Source organism: Acidobacteriota bacterium (assembly GCA_016700075.1).
Classification (GTDB): domain Bacteria; phylum Acidobacteriota; class Blastocatellia; order Pyrinomonadales; family Pyrinomonadaceae; genus OLB17.
Map to the genome: position 1 here is coordinate 2,745,007 of CP065000.1, position 18,978 is coordinate 2,763,984.

The following is an 18,978-nucleotide window of genomic DNA, read 5'->3' on the forward strand; positions in this document are numbered from 1 at the left end:
TTATGAATATCGAACTCGGCGAGATTTACAACGAAAACTGCCTCGAAACCATGCGGCGTATGCAGGACGGTTTTGTAGACATGACGCTCACCAGCCCGCCATACGACGACCTGCGTGACTACAACGGATACCATTTTCCGATCGAGGATATAACCGTCGAATTGTATCGCGTGATTGCTGATGGCGGGGTTGTGATTTGGGTCGTCGGAGACAGGACGGTGAACGGCGACGAGACGCTGACGAGCTTTAAGCACGCGTTCGCGTTTCGCGAGGCGGGTTTCAAGGTTCACGATACGATGATATATGCCAAGAACAATCCGATACCGAGCGACTGCGGAAAGCGTTACCGTCAGTGTTTCGAATATATGTTCTGCTTCTCTAAGGGGCAGCCGAAAACTTTCAACCCGTTAACCATGCCGATAAAGCAGGAAAAGGCGTTCAAATCGTTTCGCATAACCAGTGTCGGCCGAAACGACCTTGCCCACGACCACGTCGCTCCAAAGGAGCGTAAGCTGAACAACATTTTCTTTTACAACGTCGGAACCTCCAGTTCTCGGGATAAGGTGGCATTTCAGCATCCTGCGATATTCCCCGAAAAGCTTGCCGAAGATCAGATCTCCACCTGGACGAATGAGGGAGACATAGTTTACGACCCGTTCATGGGCAGCGGTACCACCGCAAAAGCCTCGCATCTGCTTGGGCGGCGATGGATCGGCTCTGAGATATCGTCGGAATATGTTGATATAGCAGAAAGTCGCATCGCTCATTACGTGGAAGAGCCAAAAAGAGCAGCAGTAAAATAACAACTATTCTGTTTCGCCGAGCGTCTATTGATTGTCAGGGAGATCGAATTGTATGAAGTCATTGGTGTTTGCTGCGTTCATTTTTCTTTTCTTGTCAGTTTCCGCGTCAGCACAGCCGCGTCCTGCTGAGAATTCTAAGCAGGTACAGACTTCTCCGCAAACCGTCGAGGCTCGTTATGAGGGCGGGATGTTCGGCTACAGCAAGAAGGAGAGCGGCTATCTGCGTATGGATGATGAGAATGAGAGGGTCATCTTCCTGAACAAAGAAAAGAAAGAGCTTTTCGGGCTTCCATATGCATCTCTCCTTGTCCTTTATCCGAACTCGCAGTCCGTAACGTCAACTACCGGCAATGTTGTCAGGCATATTCCATTGCCGGGTGCGGGACTGGCGGGCCTCATAAAAGAAAAGCGGCGGTTCATGGTAGTTCAGTTCAGCGATCCGGACGTCGCCGTGAACGGCACGGCAAGCTTCAAGATAGACAAGAAAGAAGTGCTTGATTCGCTGATGCAGACGCTCGCCGGCAAGGCCGGATTGACCCAGCGGGGCGATTCGTATTACCGTGCGAGAAATTCCAAGTAGGCTTATTTTAGGTCGCCGAAACGATGCTGGACGATCGCTGTTAACGCTATTGCGGCTGTTTCGGCACGCATGATCCTGCCGCCGAGCGTGACCAATTCAATGCTTTGATCCCGTCTCGCTGTTTCGATTTCCTCATCTTCCCATCCGCCTTCGGGACCGACAATGACAGTAATACTGTCAGTAATTGTGGCCGGCATATTTCCGCCGCCGCGTTCTGAAAAGAAAAGGCATTTTCCCTCAACTCTCGAAATAAACTCCGAAAATTCGATGGGTTCACTGACCGACATCAGTTTTGCCCTGCCGCACTGTTTTGTTGCGTCCAAAGCGATGCGATGCCAACGGGACATTTGTTTCTCGAGGTTTTTGGGAAGCTTCTCAGTACGCGAGGTTATCAGGGGGACGAAGGCTGCGACGCCGAGTTCGACAGCCTTTTGAATACAAAGATCGGTCTTGTCGCCTTTCATCAACGCGGCGGCGAGCGAAATTGTCAGTGGCGATTCAGGAGCCGAAGGTTCGGCTCGCTGAAGCATCTCTAGGGCTGCTATTCTTTTTGCCGCGGATGCCACGCGGCAACGAAATTCCCTGCCTTCGCCGTCGAACAGATCAACCTCATCGTCCACTTTCAAACGCAGTACGCTGAAGAGGTGATGACTCTCGTGCTCGTCTAGATGGACCATGTTGCCCTCAAACGAATCGGGCGATGCGTAAAAACGTCGCATATTCCTATTCGGCTTCGCCGAGCCTTCCGAAAAGTTCGCGAAACTCTGCCGATCCTAGCCGCAGCAACACCCAATCCTCGAAGGCGTCAGGCGTTTGCAGCCATACGGTCAGCCAACGTGCGATCTCATTATAGGAGTGCCGCTCAACGTCCGCCAGAGCTTCGTCCTCTGAAAGTTCCAACGAACGTTTCTTGGCATCGAGTGCGATCTGCCGAGAGTGACGCAGGCCGTTCTTATCGCCGATCTGCTTGTAGCGCCGCCGCATATTCTCCAGATTTCGAATTGATGAAAGCGAGCCTCTAAGCGTCTCAAATTTGCCGACACCGCGCTCTTCTGCGGCTTGGGGCTGTTGCGTGAAACGCTTGACGTAAAGCGACATTATCTCAGGATGCCGAAGTTCGGCTCCTTCGTCGGCTAGTTTGCGGGCCGTGATCATAGGTGAATCGACCGCAAATTCGCCGAATATCTCTTTCAAGACCGATTCGATCTGAAGTATCTCCTTGGCTCCGACGCTCTCGCAGTCCAAATATTCCCAAACCTCGATGATAAGTTCATCTTTTGTCCGGGCGTTCCAATTTTGAATTGAATCCTGATCAGTCACGTGCCGCATTGATCTTTGAGAGAAGTTCGGTCGTTGAGTGGTCCTTCGGGTCGCCTACTATCACTACTCTTCCTCCTATCTCAGCAACTATCTCTGCTTCAGGAACGGATTCAGCCGTATAGTCGGTTCCTTTTGCATGCATATCCGGTCGAATCGCCCTCAGCAGCTTCTCGACCGTAGGTTCGTCGAATATCGTTACCGCATCGACGCATTTCAATGCCGCAACCATTTCGGCACGTTCATTTTCGGGCATGATCGGCCTGCCCTCACCTTTCAGCAGCGCAGTTTGGCGGTCTGAGTTGATCCCGACTATCAACAGGTCGCCTTTATCTTTCGCACCTTGGAGATATCGGATGTGTCCAACGTGAAAAAGGTCAAAGCAGCCATTTGCGAGAACCACAGACCTGCCATCACTACGGGCTCGCTGAGCGATCGCGACAGCATCGTCAATGTTGACTATCGGGGCTGAATAGTTCGGCATACACTTAGGCGGCATCGATAATTGGACCCGATCTGCCTTGAACAGCATCATAAAGCTCGCCGGCGGGAACCGCCGCGGTCCCGCGTTTCATGACAGCGAGCCCGCCGCAAATATTGGCCAATCTAGCGGCCTCTTCGAAAGATGCCCCTGACGCGAGGGCGAGCGTATAGGCAGCTATCACGGTGTCACCTGCACCGGTCACGTCGACAGGTTCAGTTGGCCCGAAGGCAGATATCGTGATGGGCTCACCGCCGGTCTGATACAGCGACATGCCTCGGTTGCCGTTCGTCAGGAGCAGTGCCTGAAGCCCGAGACGTTCGCGAAGTTCCTGACAATCTTCAGATGTGAAATCATCGCCGAGGATCTCGGCGACCTCTTCACGATTCGGAGTTGCTGACAGGGCTCCCGAAAATGCGGTCAGGTTGTGCCGGGAATCCACGGTCAACGGTATCGAGCGTTCGCCCGCAAGGTCGCGGATCTCGGAAAAAAGCTCCGCGCTGACGGTGCCATAGCCATAATCTGACACTATCACGGCGTCCGCTTCGCTTAAGGCATTGACGGTCCTGGTAGACAGCAGCTTGTGGCCGAGCTCGGAACGCGGCCCATTGTTAAGATAATCGATACGGATGACCTGTTGCCGCGAAGCGTACTGATGTCCGGCGATCACCCGTACTTTTGTTACCGTCGTTTCGCCTTCGTTTGCAACGATGCCTTCAGTTGAAACGCCCGCGGACGACAATGCTGAAGTAAGGCTGCGCCCGTTTTCATCTGTCCCTATCAAACACAGCATTGATGCGTGCCCGCCGAGTGACGCGACATTTGCCGCAACATTTCCGGCCCCTCCGGGAACGGTCACGGTCAGCTCATGGTTCATTATAAAAACCGGAGCTTCGCGGGAAACACGGGCGATGCGGCCCGTGAGGAACTGATCAGCTACGGCGTCGCCTACGATGGCGACTCGGAGTTTTGAGAATCTGTTGATGAAATTTTCGAGGTCTTTCGACATTTGAATGAAAAAACGGTTGGGGCTTTTTATGCCCCAACCATTTCAACAAAAGCGTCAGCAAAAAATCAATGTGTGTCGTAACTTGCAACGGGATAGTCGTTCGGCGATCCCCAAGCGACCACATTGAAAGCATTGTTAATGCTGCTTCGGTACCAGAACTGACCTGTAGTGTCACGCCAGATCGCTATATCTGTCTTACCGTCACCGTCATAGTCAGCCTGAGCGTTAAGGTCAGTGCCGGTGTCGCCAAAAGAGACCCCGATCGGAACGTTGTCCGAACTGCGAATTATGTACCAGATGAGCGGCGAATTTGTTGTAGAGCCTTCGCGTACAACAGCGAAATCGGTCTTGCCGTCGCCGTCATAGTCGCCGGGTACGACAAGGTCGTTGCCCCATCCCCACGAAACGACGCTTACATTGAAAGTGCCGTTGGTCAGTACATAGAATACTGCGGGACTGGTCGGTGTCGGGCCCGGCCGCTGCACGCAAAAGTCGAATTTCCCGTCGCCATCGTAGTCGCCAGGTGCCGTGAAGTCTGTCGAAAGTCCCCAAGATGCGACCTGAACCTGGCTGTCCGAACTTCGGAGGATATACCAAACCATCGAGCCGCCTGTACGGCGTACAACAGCGTAATCGGTCCTGCCGTCACCATCGTAGTCGCGGGCCACAGGTTCATCACCGGAAATTCCCCATGACGCGATGCTGACCGTACCGTTCGAACTGTTAATGATAAAGAAGAGGCCATTGGTATCTCGCCAAACAGCTAAATCACCTCTGCCATCGCCGTCATAGTCGCCGGGGACCATAAAATCCTCAGCAGCAAGACCCCAGCCATCTATCGCTACACTGCCGCCGCTACGTAGTGAATACCAAGCATTGTTGCTCGGTCTGAAGATCACAAAATCGGCCCTGCCGTCACCATCGTAATCCAGAGCTTTGCGTAGGCTAAGCTGCGATAATACCGGCACTGCCATAAATAGAGCTACAAGCGCTATAACAGAGTACCTACCAAAACGAATCAAATTTGCTTTCATTTCTTACTTCCTAGATTAATCGTTCGCCGATCGAGAAGGCAGCAGCCAAGCGATAAAAGACGATATCGAATGTTAGCATTCTTTCTCTACGGTTTGCAACAAAATTGAACCCTGCACCTACCGTTCAAGCATTTCCATGTTTAACAGTGTCGCCGAGCTCGTCTTCAGTAACAGATTAGACGGTTTTTTGAGCAAAAAAGTCTATTCCCTGCACCTATTTACTACGTTTTTGAGAAACCGTGAAGGTTCCACTGCCTATCTTTATCACAGCCGATCGATTTATGGTCGGATTGACGCCCACACGAAATTTTATGGTTGAACTCCCCGATTCCGTACTTTCAGAGGTAATATGCACCCACTTCGTTCCGGATCTGACGGAATAATCACAAAACTGCGGCGCGGTGACGCTCATCTCGTACCAACCACCTTTGGTCGGAACGACGATCTCGGCGCTGTTCGGTTGAAAAGTGCAAACGACCGGTTCATTCAGGGCGCGGCTGACATTCAAACGTCCTCCGGATCGGTTGAAACCCGTGAAAGCCGGCAACTGATCGACCGTCTTCATTAATGTGGCTTTGAGAGATAGTGCAGAAAGAGACGGATCGAATGCTGCAAGTAATGCCGCTGCTCCCGCAGCATGAGGCGTTGACATTGAAGTACCGCTTTTTGTGCCGTAACTGCTGTTTGATGTGTGAACAGTGCTGTATATCAGCGAGCCCGGAGCTGCGAGGTCGACCGAATTCGCACCGAAATTGTACCTTCGATTATCGTCCTGGTCGGAGCCGCCGACGGCCAGAATGCTCGGACTGTCATAGCTCGCGGGGAAAAAAGGTATTCCGTCGTTGTTCGTCCCGCTGTTCCCGGCAGCAAATACATTAAGGATGTCTGCGTCTCCCATAGCATCGATAGCATCTTTGGTCGCTTGGTCGTAGCCGCACGCCTCGTCGCAGCCGCCGTATGAATTGTTCGTCACGCGTATGTTCACGCCGCGAAGTTTCATCATCCGCACATAGTTGTAGGCGTTGATCAGCATCGCCGACGTAGTTCCGCTGCCGGTCGAATTGTAGATCTTGATCGGCATTATCTTTACGTTCCAGTTGACGCCCACTATGCCGATCGCGTTGTTGCCGACCGCACCGATGGTACCGCCGACGTGCGTCCCGTGGCTGTTCTCGTCGGAAGGGTCGTTGTCGTCAAAAAAGAAATCCCAGCCGTTCACATCATCAACGAATCCGTTGCCGTCATCATCAACTCCGTTCCCGGGGATCTCGCCGGGATTCACCCAGATGTTTGCTGCAAGGTCCTCGTGCGTTAGACGCATGCCGGTGTCGATATTCGCTACCACGACCGTAGAACTGCCGGTCGTCAGATCCCAAGCAGCAGGAGCGGCGATCTTTGTAAGCCCGTATAGGCCGGAATGGCTGAATTGCGGATCGTTTGGGATGAGCTGCGGATAATAGTAGAAATTCGGCTGTGCGGCGATGACGTGAACTGAACGGGCATATGTCTTTACGGCGTCCTCGATCGATGTGCCTGGTGCCAGTTTCAACCGCATCCAGCCAAGGTCGCTGAAGGTTTCCGCAACGGAAGCTCCGTGCCGCCTGTTCAACTGTTTGACGGCATCGTTTATCGACAGATCCGCGAGCTTGACCAGTATCTCGTCAGATGCAAAAGCAGGCCGAATCAGAGTTTGTGAACGGGAATCCGGCGCCCCAAATAAGAGAGCGGTGATTACGATAAAGAGGGCGAAAGAACTTGAAAGTCTGCCCGGCATAAATAAACGGTGGGGCAAATTAGAGGGGAAGTTATGAAAATTAAGTGGGGCGGCTAGAGGGATTCGAACCCTCGACATCCTGAACCACAATCAGGCGCTCTAACCGCTGAACTATAGCCGCCACATTATCAATCGAGGTTTGGCCTCGGTTCGATCCTCGCCCCCGGCAGGACTCGAACCTGCGACCCACAGCTTAGAAGGCTGTTGCTCTATCCAGCTGAGCTACGGGAGCACAACAAAAAGCAACTTTTCATGTTATCGACTGAGGGCGGATTAGTCAAACATTTTCGCAAAGTAGATCGCGATCGCCGCGATAAGGCCGAGAGCAAGCGGCCACGAGTTCAACAACAGCATCCAAGCTGCCTCTCGCCGAAACGTGAATCCGAAAAAGCCCATTCACGCCCCTTCAATGAGCCGGAGCATTAGACCAAAGACCTCGTCGAGGCCGAGATCGCTGGTGTCTATCTCGATCGCACCATCGGCTCTGACGAGCGGCGAATCTTTTCGCGTGCTGTCGCGACGGTCGCGTTCGCTGATCTCTGCCAGTGTCTTCTCGTATGTCGTCTCGCGGCCTTTGGCGTTGTCTTCTTCAAAACGGCGTCGTGCGCGTGCTTCTGTTTTCGCCGTCAGGAAAAATTTAACGTCCGCATTCGGAAATACCACGCTGCCGATGTCGCGGCCTTCGAGTACGCAGCCGTTCGGAGCAGATTCGCCGATCGAACGCTGGAGTTCGACCATGCGTTGGCGGACGCCGGAGATCGTTGAAACAACGGAAGCCGCTTGTGCCGCCTCGGGAGTTCGGATCGCTGCTGAGACGTCTTCGCCGTTCAGTGAAACGCGTAAACTGTCAGGTTCACCCTCAAGTTCGATGTGGGCTTCACTTACCACAGCGACAACGCGATCCTGAGCATCTAATGATACTCCGGCTTTGGCCGCTGCCAATGCTGCCGCACGATACATCGCACCGGTATCCAGATACAAGAGCCCCAACCGTTTAGCGAGCATTTTGCCGAGTGTGGATTTGCCCGCTCCGCTGGGGCCGTCAATGGCGATTATCATTTTCTAAAAACCTGAACAGCTCGGTCCGGATAATCCGAAATTATGCCGTCGATGTCGAATTTTGCCATTTTTTCAAGATCGGCGATCTCGTTGACCGTCCAAGGAACGATACGCATGCCTTTTTCACGGCAGAAACGGATCAACTCTTCATTTACGAGCGAAAAATTGGGACTGTATGTATTCGGCGTGAATCCCAATTTGTCGAGATTCGCCTGCGGCGGCCCGGCGGCGGAAACGAGCAGTGCGAGCGGCATGTTAGGAGCGATCTCCTTGACCGCCTGTAATGCGCGAACGTCAAACGATTGAATTATCGAGCGTCCGTCTATCTTTTGTTTCGTGATGACATCAACCACGAGTTTTGCAAATTCTGCCGGTTCGGGATGGAAAAGACGATCACCCTTTGGATCAGATTTGATCTCGATGCTGTAGCTCACGGGCGGCAACTTCTTGCTCTTAGCGTGTGATTCCGCTTTTTTGATCACATCCTCCAGTAGCGGTTTTACAGCCTTTTCCTTGCGTTGCTGCGGAAACTCAGCGTTGCCTATGCTGCCGACGTCGTACCGCACGACCTGCGAATACTTCATCTGATAGATGATATGCTCGCGCTCTATTTCTTTCGGTATCCTCTGGCCCGTCGGGTCGAGTGAGATGGCACTTGAAAACCATGGCTCGTGCGAAACAACGACCTTTTTGTCGCTCGAGATCACAACGTCCATTTCCAATGTGTCCGCACCCTGATCGAGTGCGAGTAGGAACGACGGTATCGTATTCTCAGGCAGATGGCCGCGAGCACCGCGGTGACCCTCGATCGAAACCTTGCGCTGGGTCTCTGCGGATGCATTTTCTGCGACAGGAAAGCCTAGGAGCGAAAAAAGCAAGAGCGCCGATAGTATCTTCATTTTATATTCCCGACGGCTGTTATACCGCCGCCTTTTTCATTGAATTCAATGTTTTGTCGATATCTGTTCCCGAAACATCGCAATGGGTGACCATTCTGATCCTGCGGCCGAACGGAATTGCCAAAATATCATCATTTCGCAGCGCACCGCATATCGACTCCGCCGGCTTTCCGGTCCCCGCGACATCGAAAATAACGATGTTTGTTACCACACTTTCGACGTCAATATCAATTCCGGGAATCTCTGCAAGCCCGAGAGCAAGCCGTCTTGCGTTTTCGTGATCCGCATGCAAACGCTTTGGCGACTCTTCCAGCGCAATGAGTCCGGCTGCCGCCAAAATACCGACCTGCCGCATACCGCCGCCAAGACGCTTTCGCCAGGTTCTTGCTTCGGTGATAAATTCTTTCGAGCCCAGCAGGATCGATCCCGACGGAGCGCCGAGGCCTTTTGACAGGCAGAACTGAACGCTGTCGCAGCCGCGTGTAAGGTTAACGACCGAGTCGTTCAGTGCGATCGATGCGTTGAATATCCGTGCTCCGTCCATGTGGACAGGAATTTTGATATCGTGTGCCCGGCCGCAAATTTCGGCGCAATGTTCCGAAGTCATCACGCTTCCGCCTGCGAAATTGTGCGTGTTCTCGAGGCAAATAAGACCAGTCGGGCACGAATAATACGGTTGGCCAACGTGGAGAGCCGTCGCGATCTCGTCCCACGTCAGATGCCCGCTGCCGTTACCGCTGCGCACCGTTCGCAGCATCACGCCCGAAATCACCGCGGGCGTGCCCATCTCGTAGTTGAATATGTGGCCGCGTTCCTCGATTATGACCTCGTCGCCGGGTTTTGTGTGAAGCTTTACAGCGATCTGATTGCCCATAGAACCCGTCGGGACGAACAACGCGGCTTCCTTTTCAAAAACTTCAGCGGCGCGTTCCTGCAAACGGTTAACGGTCGGATCCTCACCGTAAACGTCATCGCCGACCTCAGCCGCGGCCATCGCCCGCCGCATCGCCTCGGTCGGCTTTGTAACAGTATCGCTGCGAAGGTCTATCACTTTTTGATCGAATCCCAGAACTGCTGTGTCTGTTCGACGTAGTTGGCGTTGTTGGCCTCCTTTGCCCAGGCGTTTGCTTCAGCTATCACCTTCAATGCTTCGTCTTTCTTGCCCGCTTTGTGCAGGATGCGTGCACGCAGCAGTCCGAATCGCGAATTTTTCGGGCTCTTTTCGAGGGAGCTCATGATCCAGCGGTGGGCCCGATCGAGGTCTTTGTCATTATGAAAATTGTACTCGGCGGCGAGGAAGTAGTTCATCGCGCTCATCCCGCCTTCGGCTTTCTCGAGCTCAGCGATCTGCTGGCTTATACGCGAATCGACATCAAATTCGATCTTGAATTTGACCTCGGTATTCTCCCAAGAAAGAGCCAAGTTTGCTGAATTTGTCGTTATGTCCGTGAACGCAATGGTAAAGGTTTCTACAAATCCAGCGGTTTTAGCCGGTTTTACCTTGAATCGAAAAACATCCTCTTCCTGCTTGTAAACATCGCCTGCCAATGAGCGGTGACGCAGGTTGGAGTGAATTATCATTGTCCACTCTGTCTCGCCGGGGATGGAGTAAAGAGCGTAGGTTCCTGCCTTCAGAGGATTTCCTGCGATCTTGACTTCCTCGGTGAACGTCAGTTTGGTCGATGCGTTCGCTCCCGTCCGCCAGATCTCGCCGAACGGCACGAGTTCGCCAAAGACCTTGCGTCCCTTGGCACTCGGACGTGCGTAGCTGAGTTTCACTTGTGTTAGAGCCACTTCCTGACTGATCTCAGCCAGTGGGCTCAGAACCGGAACTTTCAGGCTTGGTGCCTGCTGGCCTTGGCCAAATGCAAAAGTAGACAGTAAGAGAGCAAAAACCAACGATAAGCTAAATTTCATAATTTCCTTATTTACCTTCTTAAAAACGCAAGAATCCCGATCGAGCGGCATCAACGATGGTCTATCTCGATCTCCGATATTTTCTTCACTCGATTCGCGTGGCGGCCGCCTTCAAAATCGGTCGTGAACCACGCCTTTACGATATCGGGGATCGTGCCCTTAGGCGTTGTTCTGGCACCGATCGCGAGTATGTTTGCATCGTTGTGCAGACGTGCCAATTGCGCGGTTTCTTCATTCCACGCTACGGCCGCGCGAATTCCTCGGACCTTGTTCGCAGAGATCGCCATACCCGTACCGGAACCGCAGACGAGGATTCCCTCATCGAAATCGCCGCGTGCGACCGATTCGGCGACCTTTCGTGCAAAATCAGGATAGTCAACGGAATCGGGCGAATTCGTTCCCATATCCATGTACTCGACACCCAGCTCATCGAGAACATTCTTGATGTTCTCCTTCTCCTCGTAGCCGGCATGGTCGGCGGCGATCGCAACTTTCATAAACATAATTTTACGCGAGTATCAGTCCCAGACAAAAGGCGGCTTTCGTTTCGGAAAAAGCGGTTTGGTCTGAGCTTAGAGGCGGGAATATAATCTCACTATCAATGGATAGTGGTCGCAAAGTCTTACTGTTGACGCTTCTGGTGCTCCTGACGGCGTCCGGCAGCGTGTTCCCGCAGGAATATCTGCCTGAGCTTGTGAGGCGTATCAAGCCTTCAGCTGTTGCGATCGAGACTTACGACAGCCGCGATACGTCGCTGTCACGCGGCAGCGGATTTTTTGTCGCGCCCGACCGTGTAATAACGAATCGTCATGTCATCGACCGTGCGGCAAGGGCCGAGGTGCATCTGCAGAACGGTAGAAAGTTCCCGGTTCGCGGCGTTTTGGCAGTTGACGGTGAGGGCGACCTAGCTCTGCTGCGTGTCGAAGTGCCGCGGGATATGGCGATACCGCTGCCGATCATAATGTCGGTTCCGCAGGAAGGGCAGTCGATCGTCGTGGTTGGAAATCCGCTCGGTTTGGAAGGCAGCGTCTCGAACGGCATCGTTTCCGCAGTTCGTGAAATTGCAGGATATGGCCGCATCATTCAGATCACGGCGCCGATCAGCCCCGGTTCTTCGGGCTCGCCGGTCGTAAATATGATGGGGCAGGTCATCGGCGTGGCAACACTGCAGGCTGCCGAGGGACAGAGTCTGAATTTCGCCGTGCCGTCCGAACGAATTTTTCAAATGCGTGTCGGCGAGGTGCAGTCGTTCGCATCGCTGGCCGCAGAAACGCAGCGGAACAAGCGGTCGGCGGCAGAGCGGTCATATTCCCAAGGACTCGCACAGCTATCGCGCGACGATTACGCGAGGGCATTGCCGTTCTTTGAAAAGGCTGCCGAGATCGACCCGAACTATGCTGAGGCGTGGTATCAGGCCGGGTTTTGCTACGGCATTTTGGGGCGTCATGCGGATTCGCTGAGGGCTTCAAAACAGGCTGCTCGATTGCGTCCCGATTGGGCCGCGGCGTATGTGAATATCGGCGCATCGAGCTTTGCACTCGGGCAGTTTCGCGAAGCGGCGGACGCCTATCGTCAGGCCTTGCGTTATGACGAGGATAATTACGAGATACATTTTTCGCTTGGGCTTACATTTGGAAAGCTAAATCGCGCGGATGAGGAGATACTCTCATACAGACGTGCCATCGCCCTAAAACCGGATCACGCCGCGGCGTTGGAAAAGCTGGGCTCGGCGCTGTTTCAAAAGAGACGGTTTGCTGAGGCTGCGGCTGTTTACGAGGAGTTGAGGGCCTACAAGCCGGATGCCCGCACCTACAATTCGATAGGCGAATGTTATTTTGAGCTGAATCGTTTCGACGAGAGCATTGATGCTTTCAACGCGGCTCTCGGATATTTCTCCAACTTTGATCAGGCGCGATTTAATCTTGGCCGTGCCTATCTTAAGACCGGAAATCGTGAAATGGCGCTGGCCCAGTACGACATTCTGAAAAACTCGAGTTCCGAATGGGCGGACAGGTTATACGTTCTGCTGAATCCATGATCGTAATTTAACAATTGAAAATGGGAGAAAATCATATGAACAAGTTATTCACAATGGTGATCGCTTTATCTGCGGCAATATTTGCAGCCGCATGCGGAGGCGATACCGGAAATACCTCAAATAACGGTGCAAACAAGCCGGCGGCCAATGCGAAAACATCCGCAAATGCGGCAAAGCCCGCTGAGGAAGATCGCATCAAGTCGATATTTGCAATGAAGGGCGAGCGCATGCCCGATGACAAAAAGCTGGCGGAACAGAAGCGGGAGTTCGTGAACACGATCCATCTTTATTTGAAGCGAACTCCTGAAAATCTCAATTTCAACTGGGAAGAGCGATTCAAGAATCCGCTTGAGCAGAAGCTGGAAGAAGGTGAGCATACACTGTTCATCACTCTTGCGTCGGCAGCGGGTAAGAAATTGGAGCCCGGCGATTACGTTGCGACCGAGGACGAAGATGCAGCGGACAAGGCACCGAAAGACAAGACGCTTGCGATCATCACCATAATTCGTCCCGATGGAGCGAAACGCCTGAAGGGCAATGTTAAGGTAACGAGTGTCGATCCGATCATTTCGTATTCCTTCAATGAAAAGCCCGATGCACCCGGTTTGACGTCGATGGCATACGGAGCACCGTTCAAGAATTAGTGCGAAAACTTACTTTGCGAACAAGGCTGTCGGCATCGGCAGCCTTTTTTCGACGAAACTGTTAGCAACGGAAACGCGAAAGTTATAGAGTTGGTGAATATGGAATTGACCGTCGCCATTACGGGTGCTTCCGGCACGATATATGCGAAACGAACGCTGCAGCTTCTTGCTGAAAGCGGCGAGGTCGAGCAGATCAATCTGATCATGTCAGGCACTGCGGCGATAGTGGCACAGGTTGAGCTTAGCGTAAATTTGAAGGAGCCGACGGCGGAGAAATTCAATGAGTGGTTAGGGCTCGATGCCGGTTCCAAGCTGATACGCTTCTGGCGGCTCGATAACCTCGCGGCAAAGCCGTCGTCCGGTTCTCACAAGCAGGACGGCATGATCATTGTGCCGTGTTCGATGGGCACGCTTGGCGCGATAGCGAGCGGTGCAGGGACGAATCTGATCCATCGTGCTGCGGACGTTTGTTTGAAAGAAGGCCGCAAACTTATCATCGTCCCGCGCGAAACGCCTTATAACGCGATCCATTTGGAAAATATGCTGAGGCTGTCGCACGCGGGTGCCAGTATATTGCCCGCGAGTCCCGGATTTTACCATCGGCCGAAAAGTATCGAAGAACTTGTCGATCATCTTTGCTATCGAATTCTCGACCAGTTCGGGATATCGCACTCACGGAAAACACAATGGACGGGTGAAGAGGTAAGTGACGAGTGACGAGTGACGAGTGGAGAGAAAAAGGTAGAGAAACGGTATGAAAGCGTTAAGAGTTGCCGGTCTTTTAGTATTGTTCAGCGTTTGCGGTCTTACGCTTCTCGCACAAGAGCGATTTGTGCGGCCTGTAGACGAAGCGTCGAAAGATGCGTCGTTCCTTGCGTTTCGCAACAGGCTGATCACGGCGGTCGATAAGAAGGACGCCAGGTATATCTATTCGATAGTCGATCCTCGAATTCAGCTCAGCTTCGGCGGTGATGCGGGCTTGGCAACATTCAAGCGGACATGGAAATTGGAGAGCGCGAACAGTGAGTTCTGGAAAGAATTCGGGCTAGTTATCAAGAACGGCGGCAAGTTCATAAATCAGCCGAATGCTCCAAAACAATTCGCTGCTCCATATACATTCTCAGCATGGCCGGATGAAGTGGACGCGTTCGAATATCAAGCGATATTTGGCTTCGACGTTAATCTTCGTGAACGACCGACCACAGATTCACGGGTCATCGACAAACTTTCGTACAACATGGTCAAAGTTGACGGACAGAGGTCGATCACCAAGAAGAGCGGTAGATTTGCTTGGTATTACGTCGAAACGCTCGGCGGGAAGAAAGGCTTCGTCAGTGCCGATTACATACGCAGCCCGATAGACCTGCGTGCCGGATTTGAGAAAAAACGCGGTGCGTGGCGAATGATCTTTTTTATTGCGGGCGATTAGGTGTGATTTTGGACCCGACACAAAGGTTTTCGGACCGTGTAGATGACTATGTAAAATACCGCCCTTCGTATCCGGTAGGCGCGATAGAGGCGATCATTCGCGAAGCCGGCCTGTCTGCGGTTTCGACGATCGCGGACATCGGATGCGGCACGGGCATCTCATCGCGGCCTTTCCTCGAACGCGGCATCCGTGTCATCGGCATCGAACCCAATGACGCAATGCGTGCTGCAGCGAAGGAATATTTGGCGGGCTTTGACAATTTTTCGACTACGGCGGCGGCAGCCGAGAAAACCGGACTAAGTAATGATTCCGTTGATGCTGTCATCGCAGCACAGGCGTTCCATTGGTTCGATCAGGCGAAAACGCTTAAGGAATTTCGCCGGATCCTGCGTCCCGGCGGAAGCATTGTGCTGATGTGGAACGAGCGGCTGCTCGATGCGACCGAGTTTTTGCGGGAATACGAAGGACTGCTTCTGAGATATGCTACCGATTACAGCGAGATCCGGCACGACAAGTTTGGCCCCGACGCCGTGGGCAAATTTTTCGACGCGCCTTTTGAGCTGTTCGAATTCAAGAACATTCAATCGCTCGATCTGGAAGGCGTCATCGGCAGGGTCAGGTCGTCATCATATATGCCGGCCGCTGATTCACCGGTTTATGGCGAATTGATCGATAGCCTGCAGGCGTTGTTTGCCAAACACGCCGAAAACGATAGAATTGAGATTTTCTACGACACCCGCGTTTATATTTCGCGGCTATGATTTATGTCTTCAAACGATAACGACACTCCCGAATTGCGTACCATCACTCTGGCCCATTCACCCGATTCTGACGACGCTTTCATGTTCTACGGGCTGGCGACCAACAAGCTCGAGACCGAAGGACTCAAATTTGAGCACACTCTCAAAGACATCCAATCATTAAACGAAGATGCAAAGAACGGCGTGTTTGATGTAACTGCTATCTCGTTCCATGCCTACTCATATGTTGCAGATAAGTATGCATTATTGCCGCACGGTGCAAGCATCGGTGATAAGTACGGTCCGATCGTGGTTGCACGCGAACCGAAATCCGCAGATGAGATCGGTTCGTTGAAGATCGCTGTTCCCGGCGAAATGACGAGTGCGTATCTGGCTCTGAGGATCTTCAATAGGGATTTTGAGCATATCGTTGTACCGTTCGATGAGATCATCGATGCCGTACAGCACGGCCTTGCCGATGCAGGGCTGCTGATCCACGAGGGACAGCTTTTCTATCATCAGAAAGGACTTCACAAGGTGATAGACCTCGGCGAATGGTGGTTCGAGAAAACAGGATTGCCGCTGCCGATGGGCGGAAATGTGATCCGCCGCGACCTCGGACCGGAGTTGATGGAACAGGTGTCCAAGCACCTACACCGTTCGATCGTATATTCGATGGAGAACCGCGAAGATGCACTCTCCTACGCTATGCAGTTCGCTCGCGATATGCAGCCGGAACTTGCCGACCGATTTGTCGCGATGTGGGTCAACGACCTTACCTTGGACTACGGCGACCGCGGGAGGGAAGCCGTGAAACTGCTTCTCGACGAAGGCCACAAGGCAGGCATCATCCCGCACAAGGTGGATGTTGAGTTCGTCGGTTGATCCCGGGCTTTTCGGAAACCAATATTGCGGGTACGGCGTATCAGCAATACTGACCATCTAAAATGTCGAGGAGTTTCGCCGCAATGAAAAAATTCATGATCACTTTTTTGGCCGCCGTATTTGCCGCGGCCATTTCTATTTCCGCACAGCAAGATATGAAGCCACCGGTACCTAAAAAAGTTCCCAGCGTTCTGAAGATCCATGGTTATGAGATCGTGGATAACTACGCCTGGATGCGAGATCGAAACGACAAGAAAGATCCCGAGATAATCAAATATCTCGAGGACGAGAATGCCTATACCGAACACCATATGGGCAAACACAAAGGTTTCGTCGACTCGTTGTACAAAGAAATGCTCGGCCGCATCAAGCAGACCGACCTGAGCGTTCCCTACAAGAAAGGGAACTATTGGTATTTCACTAAGGTCGAGGAAGGAAAGCAATATCCGACATATCTTCGAAGCCGGACATCGGACGGTGCAAACCCGGAGATCCTGCTTGACCAGAACAAAATGGCCGAAGGCTTTCAGTATTTTGCTATCTCGATCTTTGAACCAAGCGACGACGGCAATCTGCTTGCGTTTGCAACCGATACCACCGGCTACAGGCAGTATTTGCTGCAGGTGAAGGACCTGCGAACCGGTGAGATACTTTCGGACACGATAGAGCGCGTAACGTCGGCCGAATGGTCGCCCGACGGGAAATACCTTTTTGTGGGACAGGAAGATGAGGTCTCCAAGCGTTCTGACAAGATCTGGCGGCACGAACTCGGCACCAAGAACACAGAGCTTATTTTTGAGGAGAAGGACGTTTATTTTAATTCAGGCGTCGGACGCTCACGCGACGGGCAGATGTATTTCATTGCATCGTATGCGAAGACCTCCACTGAATATCGTTATTTGCCGGCTAATGCCGTGAAGAACGGAAAGTTCAGCGTGCTGGCTCCCCGCCGCGAAGGCCACGAGTATTACGCTGATTTTGACCGCGGCGAGTTCTACATCCGCACGAACAAGGATGCCGAGAATTTCAAGGTCATGAGTGTTTCGCAGAAAGATCCGAACGAGAGGTATTGGAAGGCCTTCATTCCTTACAACCCGAGGGTGAAGATCGATGGGATCGACTTCTTCAAAGACTACGCAGTTGTTTCTGAGCTTGAGAACGGACTTGAATACCTCCGCGTGATGGACAGACGAACGCGTAGGGCTCCAATGCGAATACCGACCGACGAGAGCGTTTACACGATGGGGCTTGGGTACAATCCCGAATACGATACGCTCGTCGTGCGTTACGGCTATTCTTCGATGATCACGCCTAATTCGACCTATGAATTTGATTTCGCATCCCGCAAGTCGAAGCTGATCAAGCAGCAGGAAATACCGAGCGGCTACGACCGTTCAAAATATGAGACGGTTCGCGTTTGGGCCGATGCGCGGGACGGCGTGAAGGTGCCGGTTTCCGTAATGATGAAAAAGGGAACTAAGCTCGACGGTAAGTCGCCGATGCTGTTGTACGCATACGGTTCTTACGGATATTCGATGACGCCGAACTTCTCAACGAACAGGCTGTCACTTGTCGATCGGGGAATGATCTACGCTATCGCACATATACGCGGCGGCAGCGAGCTCGGCGAGCAATGGCGTCAGGACGGTCGTATGTTCAAGAAGATGAACACGTTCAATGATTTCGTTGATTGTTCAAAGTGGCTCATCAAGAACAAATATACCTCCGCAGACAGGCTTGTCATCCAAGGCGGATCGGCCGGCGGCCTGCTGATGGGTGCCGTAATGAATCAGGCACCGGAGCTCTACAAGGCCGCGATCGTGCAGGTTCCTTTCGTTGATGTCATGAACACAATGATAGACGATACGCTGCCGCTCACCACGGAAGAGTGGGTCGAATGGGGCAATCCTCGGGACGATAAAAAGGCGTGGGACTATATGTTCAGCTATTCGCCTTATGATCAGATAAAGAAGATGGCATATCCGAATATGCTGGTTGATATCTCGCTGAATGACAGCCAGGTGCCGTATTGGGAAGGTGCGAAATATGCTGCAAAGATCCGCGAGTATAAGACCAATGACAGCGTCGTTCTGCTGCGCACAAATATGGGCGCGGGCCACGGCGGTTCGTCGGGACGCTACGATCGCCTGAAAGAGATCGCATTTGAGTATGCCTATGCATTGACTCAGGTCGGGTTTGAGAAATAGCAGAAGCGATCATTTGAATATCACAGGGGCGGCCCAAGGCCGCCCATTTTTATTGCCAAATAGAAATTTTTAAAAAAGAAAAGATTTTTGTTGGAAAAACAAAAAGTTTTAACTATAATGACAGTTGCCGATCATTTATCGGCTCTCATCTTCTTTAGCCTA

Annotated in this window: 20 protein-coding genes and 2 tRNA genes; 9 read left to right on the forward strand and 13 right to left on the reverse strand. The window is 52.5% G+C overall.

Going from position 1 to position 18,978, the window contains the following annotated elements; all coding sequences use genetic code 11:
• Window positions 1–2 precede the first annotated feature (2 nt).
• Together IPM50_12430 and IPM50_12435 are read left to right on the forward strand one after the other, a co-directional pair.
• On the forward strand, window positions 3–803 hold the full coding sequence (locus IPM50_12430) for a site-specific DNA-methyltransferase (protein QQS32452.1): 801 nt from the start codon (window positions 3–5) through the stop codon (window positions 801–803).
• Window positions 804–855: 52 nt separating this feature from the next.
• Window positions 856–1,383: a hypothetical protein gene (locus tag IPM50_12435; protein QQS32453.1), complete on the forward strand. Its 528-nt coding sequence runs from the start codon at window positions 856–858 to the stop codon at window positions 1,381–1,383.
• 2 nt (window positions 1,384–1,385) lie between these two features.
• On the opposite strand, the gene IPM50_12440 is transcribed toward IPM50_12435, so the two are convergent.
• The 13 genes from IPM50_12440 to rpiB form a co-directional block, all read right to left on the reverse strand.
• A complete protein-coding gene (locus IPM50_12440) occupies window positions 1,386–2,102 on the reverse strand; it encodes a 16S rRNA (uracil(1498)-N(3))-methyltransferase (GenBank protein QQS32454.1) in 717 nt (238 codons plus the stop codon).
• Between the two features lie 4 nt (window positions 2,103–2,106).
• Window positions 2,107–2,712, reverse strand: coding sequence for a hypothetical protein (locus tag IPM50_12445; GenBank protein QQS32455.1), 606 nt, complete (start codon window positions 2,710–2,712; stop codon window positions 2,107–2,109).
• A complete protein-coding gene (locus tag IPM50_12450; protein QQS32456.1) occupies window positions 2,696–3,184 on the reverse strand; it encodes an adenylyltransferase/cytidyltransferase family protein in 489 nt (162 codons plus the stop codon). The genes IPM50_12445 and IPM50_12450 overlap by 17 nt, the downstream gene beginning before the upstream one ends.
• 4 nt (window positions 3,185–3,188) lie before the next feature.
• Window positions 3,189–4,190: a hypothetical protein gene (locus IPM50_12455; protein ID QQS32457.1), complete on the reverse strand. Its 1,002-nt coding sequence runs from the start codon at window positions 4,188–4,190 to the stop codon at window positions 3,189–3,191.
• A 65-nt stretch (window positions 4,191–4,255) separates the two neighbouring features.
• Entirely contained in the window at window positions 4,256–5,224 is a 969-nt protein-coding gene (locus tag IPM50_12460) for a VCBS repeat-containing protein (GenBank protein ID QQS32458.1), read from the reverse strand.
• Window positions 5,225–5,438: 214 nt separating this feature from the next.
• On the reverse strand, window positions 5,439–6,998 hold the full coding sequence (locus IPM50_12465) for a S8 family serine peptidase (GenBank protein ID QQS32459.1): 1,560 nt from the start codon (window positions 6,996–6,998) through the stop codon (window positions 5,439–5,441).
• 45 nt (window positions 6,999–7,043) lie between these two features.
• Window positions 7,044–7,119 (reverse strand) — tRNA-His (locus IPM50_12470).
• Between the two features lie 37 nt (window positions 7,120–7,156).
• Window positions 7,157–7,230: transfer RNA gene (locus IPM50_12475), tRNA-Arg, on the reverse strand.
• Window positions 7,231–7,394: 164 nt separating this feature from the next.
• Window positions 7,395–8,057: a (d)CMP kinase gene (locus IPM50_12480; protein QQS32460.1), complete on the reverse strand. Its 663-nt coding sequence runs from the start codon at window positions 8,055–8,057 to the stop codon at window positions 7,395–7,397.
• Window positions 8,054–8,956 (reverse strand): glycerophosphodiester phosphodiesterase, encoded by a 903-nt coding sequence (locus IPM50_12485; protein QQS32461.1) that lies wholly within the window; start codon window positions 8,954–8,956, stop codon window positions 8,054–8,056. The genes IPM50_12480 and IPM50_12485 overlap by 4 nt, the downstream gene beginning before the upstream one ends.
• 19 nt (window positions 8,957–8,975) lie before the next feature.
• Window positions 8,976–10,007, reverse strand: a complete 1,032-nt coding sequence (locus IPM50_12490) for a low specificity L-threonine aldolase (GenBank protein ID QQS32462.1) — start codon at window positions 10,005–10,007, stop codon at window positions 8,976–8,978.
• Entirely contained in the window at window positions 10,004–10,873 is an 870-nt protein-coding gene (locus tag IPM50_12495; GenBank protein QQS32463.1) for a DUF2911 domain-containing protein, read from the reverse strand. The genes IPM50_12490 and IPM50_12495 overlap by 4 nt, the downstream gene beginning before the upstream one ends.
• 50 nt (window positions 10,874–10,923) lie before the next feature.
• Entirely contained in the window at window positions 10,924–11,370 is a 447-nt protein-coding gene (gene rpiB, locus IPM50_12500) for a ribose 5-phosphate isomerase B (GenBank protein QQS34526.1), read from the reverse strand.
• 104 nt (window positions 11,371–11,474) lie between these two features.
• On the opposite strand from rpiB, the gene IPM50_12505 reads away from it, so the two are divergent.
• The 7 genes from IPM50_12505 (at window position 11,475) to IPM50_12535 (ending at window position 18,816) form a co-directional block, all read left to right on the forward strand.
• Window positions 11,475–12,911 (forward strand): trypsin-like peptidase domain-containing protein, encoded by a 1,437-nt coding sequence (locus IPM50_12505; GenBank protein ID QQS32464.1) that lies wholly within the window; start codon window positions 11,475–11,477, stop codon window positions 12,909–12,911.
• Between the two features lie 35 nt (window positions 12,912–12,946).
• Entirely contained in the window at window positions 12,947–13,555 is a 609-nt protein-coding gene (locus IPM50_12510; protein QQS32465.1) for a hypothetical protein, read from the forward strand.
• Between the two features lie 99 nt (window positions 13,556–13,654).
• On the forward strand, window positions 13,655–14,272 hold the full coding sequence (locus IPM50_12515) for a UbiX family flavin prenyltransferase (GenBank protein ID QQS32466.1): 618 nt from the start codon (window positions 13,655–13,657) through the stop codon (window positions 14,270–14,272).
• Window positions 14,273–14,309: 37 nt separating this feature from the next.
• Window positions 14,310–14,984, forward strand: a complete 675-nt coding sequence (locus IPM50_12520) for an SH3 domain-containing protein (GenBank protein QQS32467.1) — start codon at window positions 14,310–14,312, stop codon at window positions 14,982–14,984.
• Between the two features lie 5 nt (window positions 14,985–14,989).
• Complete coding sequence (locus tag IPM50_12525; GenBank protein QQS34527.1) at window positions 14,990–15,745, forward strand: class I SAM-dependent methyltransferase; 756 nt, start codon at window positions 14,990–14,992, stop codon at window positions 15,743–15,745.
• Window positions 15,746–15,748: 3 nt separating this feature from the next.
• On the forward strand, window positions 15,749–16,609 hold the full coding sequence (locus IPM50_12530; protein ID QQS32468.1) for an ABC transporter substrate-binding protein: 861 nt from the start codon (window positions 15,749–15,751) through the stop codon (window positions 16,607–16,609).
• Window positions 16,610–16,692: 83 nt separating this feature from the next.
• Window positions 16,693–18,816, forward strand: coding sequence for a S9 family peptidase (locus tag IPM50_12535; GenBank protein ID QQS32469.1), 2,124 nt, complete (start codon window positions 16,693–16,695; stop codon window positions 18,814–18,816).
• Window positions 18,817–18,978: the final 162 nt, after the last annotated feature.

What these genes read in the sequence shown, in the direction of transcription:
- IPM50_12430 (QQS32452.1), top strand. Translation starts at nt 3, where the DNA reads ATGAATATCGAACTCGGCGAGATTTACAACGAAAACTGCCTCGAAACC.
- IPM50_12435 (QQS32453.1), top strand. Translation starts at nt 856, where the DNA reads ATGAAGTCATTGGTGTTTGCTGCGTTCATTTTTCTTTTCTTGTCAGTT.
- IPM50_12440 (QQS32454.1), bottom strand. Translation starts at nt 2,102, where the DNA reads ATGCGACGTTTTTACGCATCGCCCGATTCGTTTGAGGGCAACATGGTC.
- IPM50_12445 (QQS32455.1), bottom strand. Translation starts at nt 2,712, where the DNA reads ATGCGGCACGTGACTGATCAGGATTCAATTCAAAATTGGAACGCCCGG.
- IPM50_12450 (QQS32456.1), bottom strand. Translation starts at nt 3,184, where the DNA reads ATGCCGAACTATTCAGCCCCGATAGTCAACATTGACGATGCTGTCGCG.
- IPM50_12455 (QQS32457.1), bottom strand. Translation starts at nt 4,190, where the DNA reads ATGTCGAAAGACCTCGAAAATTTCATCAACAGATTCTCAAAACTCCGA.
- IPM50_12460 (QQS32458.1), bottom strand. Translation starts at nt 5,224, where the DNA reads ATGAAAGCAAATTTGATTCGTTTTGGTAGGTACTCTGTTATAGCGCTT.
- IPM50_12465 (QQS32459.1), bottom strand. Translation starts at nt 6,998, where the DNA reads ATGCCGGGCAGACTTTCAAGTTCTTTCGCCCTCTTTATCGTAATCACC.
- IPM50_12480 (QQS32460.1), bottom strand. Translation starts at nt 8,057, where the DNA reads ATGATAATCGCCATTGACGGCCCCAGCGGAGCGGGCAAATCCACACTC.
- IPM50_12485 (QQS32461.1), bottom strand. Translation starts at nt 8,956, where the DNA reads ATGAAGATACTATCGGCGCTCTTGCTTTTTTCGCTCCTAGGCTTTCCT.
- IPM50_12495 (QQS32463.1), bottom strand. Translation starts at nt 10,873, where the DNA reads ATGAAATTTAGCTTATCGTTGGTTTTTGCTCTCTTACTGTCTACTTTT.
- rpiB (QQS34526.1), bottom strand. Translation starts at nt 11,370, where the DNA reads ATGAAAGTTGCGATCGCCGCCGACCATGCCGGCTACGAGGAGAAGGAG.
- IPM50_12505 (QQS32464.1), top strand. Translation starts at nt 11,475, where the DNA reads ATGGATAGTGGTCGCAAAGTCTTACTGTTGACGCTTCTGGTGCTCCTG.
- IPM50_12510 (QQS32465.1), top strand. Translation starts at nt 12,947, where the DNA reads ATGAACAAGTTATTCACAATGGTGATCGCTTTATCTGCGGCAATATTT.
- IPM50_12515 (QQS32466.1), top strand. Translation starts at nt 13,655, where the DNA reads ATGGAATTGACCGTCGCCATTACGGGTGCTTCCGGCACGATATATGCG.
- IPM50_12520 (QQS32467.1), top strand. Translation starts at nt 14,310, where the DNA reads ATGAAAGCGTTAAGAGTTGCCGGTCTTTTAGTATTGTTCAGCGTTTGC.
- IPM50_12530 (QQS32468.1), top strand. Translation starts at nt 15,749, where the DNA reads ATGTCTTCAAACGATAACGACACTCCCGAATTGCGTACCATCACTCTG.
- IPM50_12535 (QQS32469.1), top strand. Translation starts at nt 16,693, where the DNA reads ATGAAAAAATTCATGATCACTTTTTTGGCCGCCGTATTTGCCGCGGCC.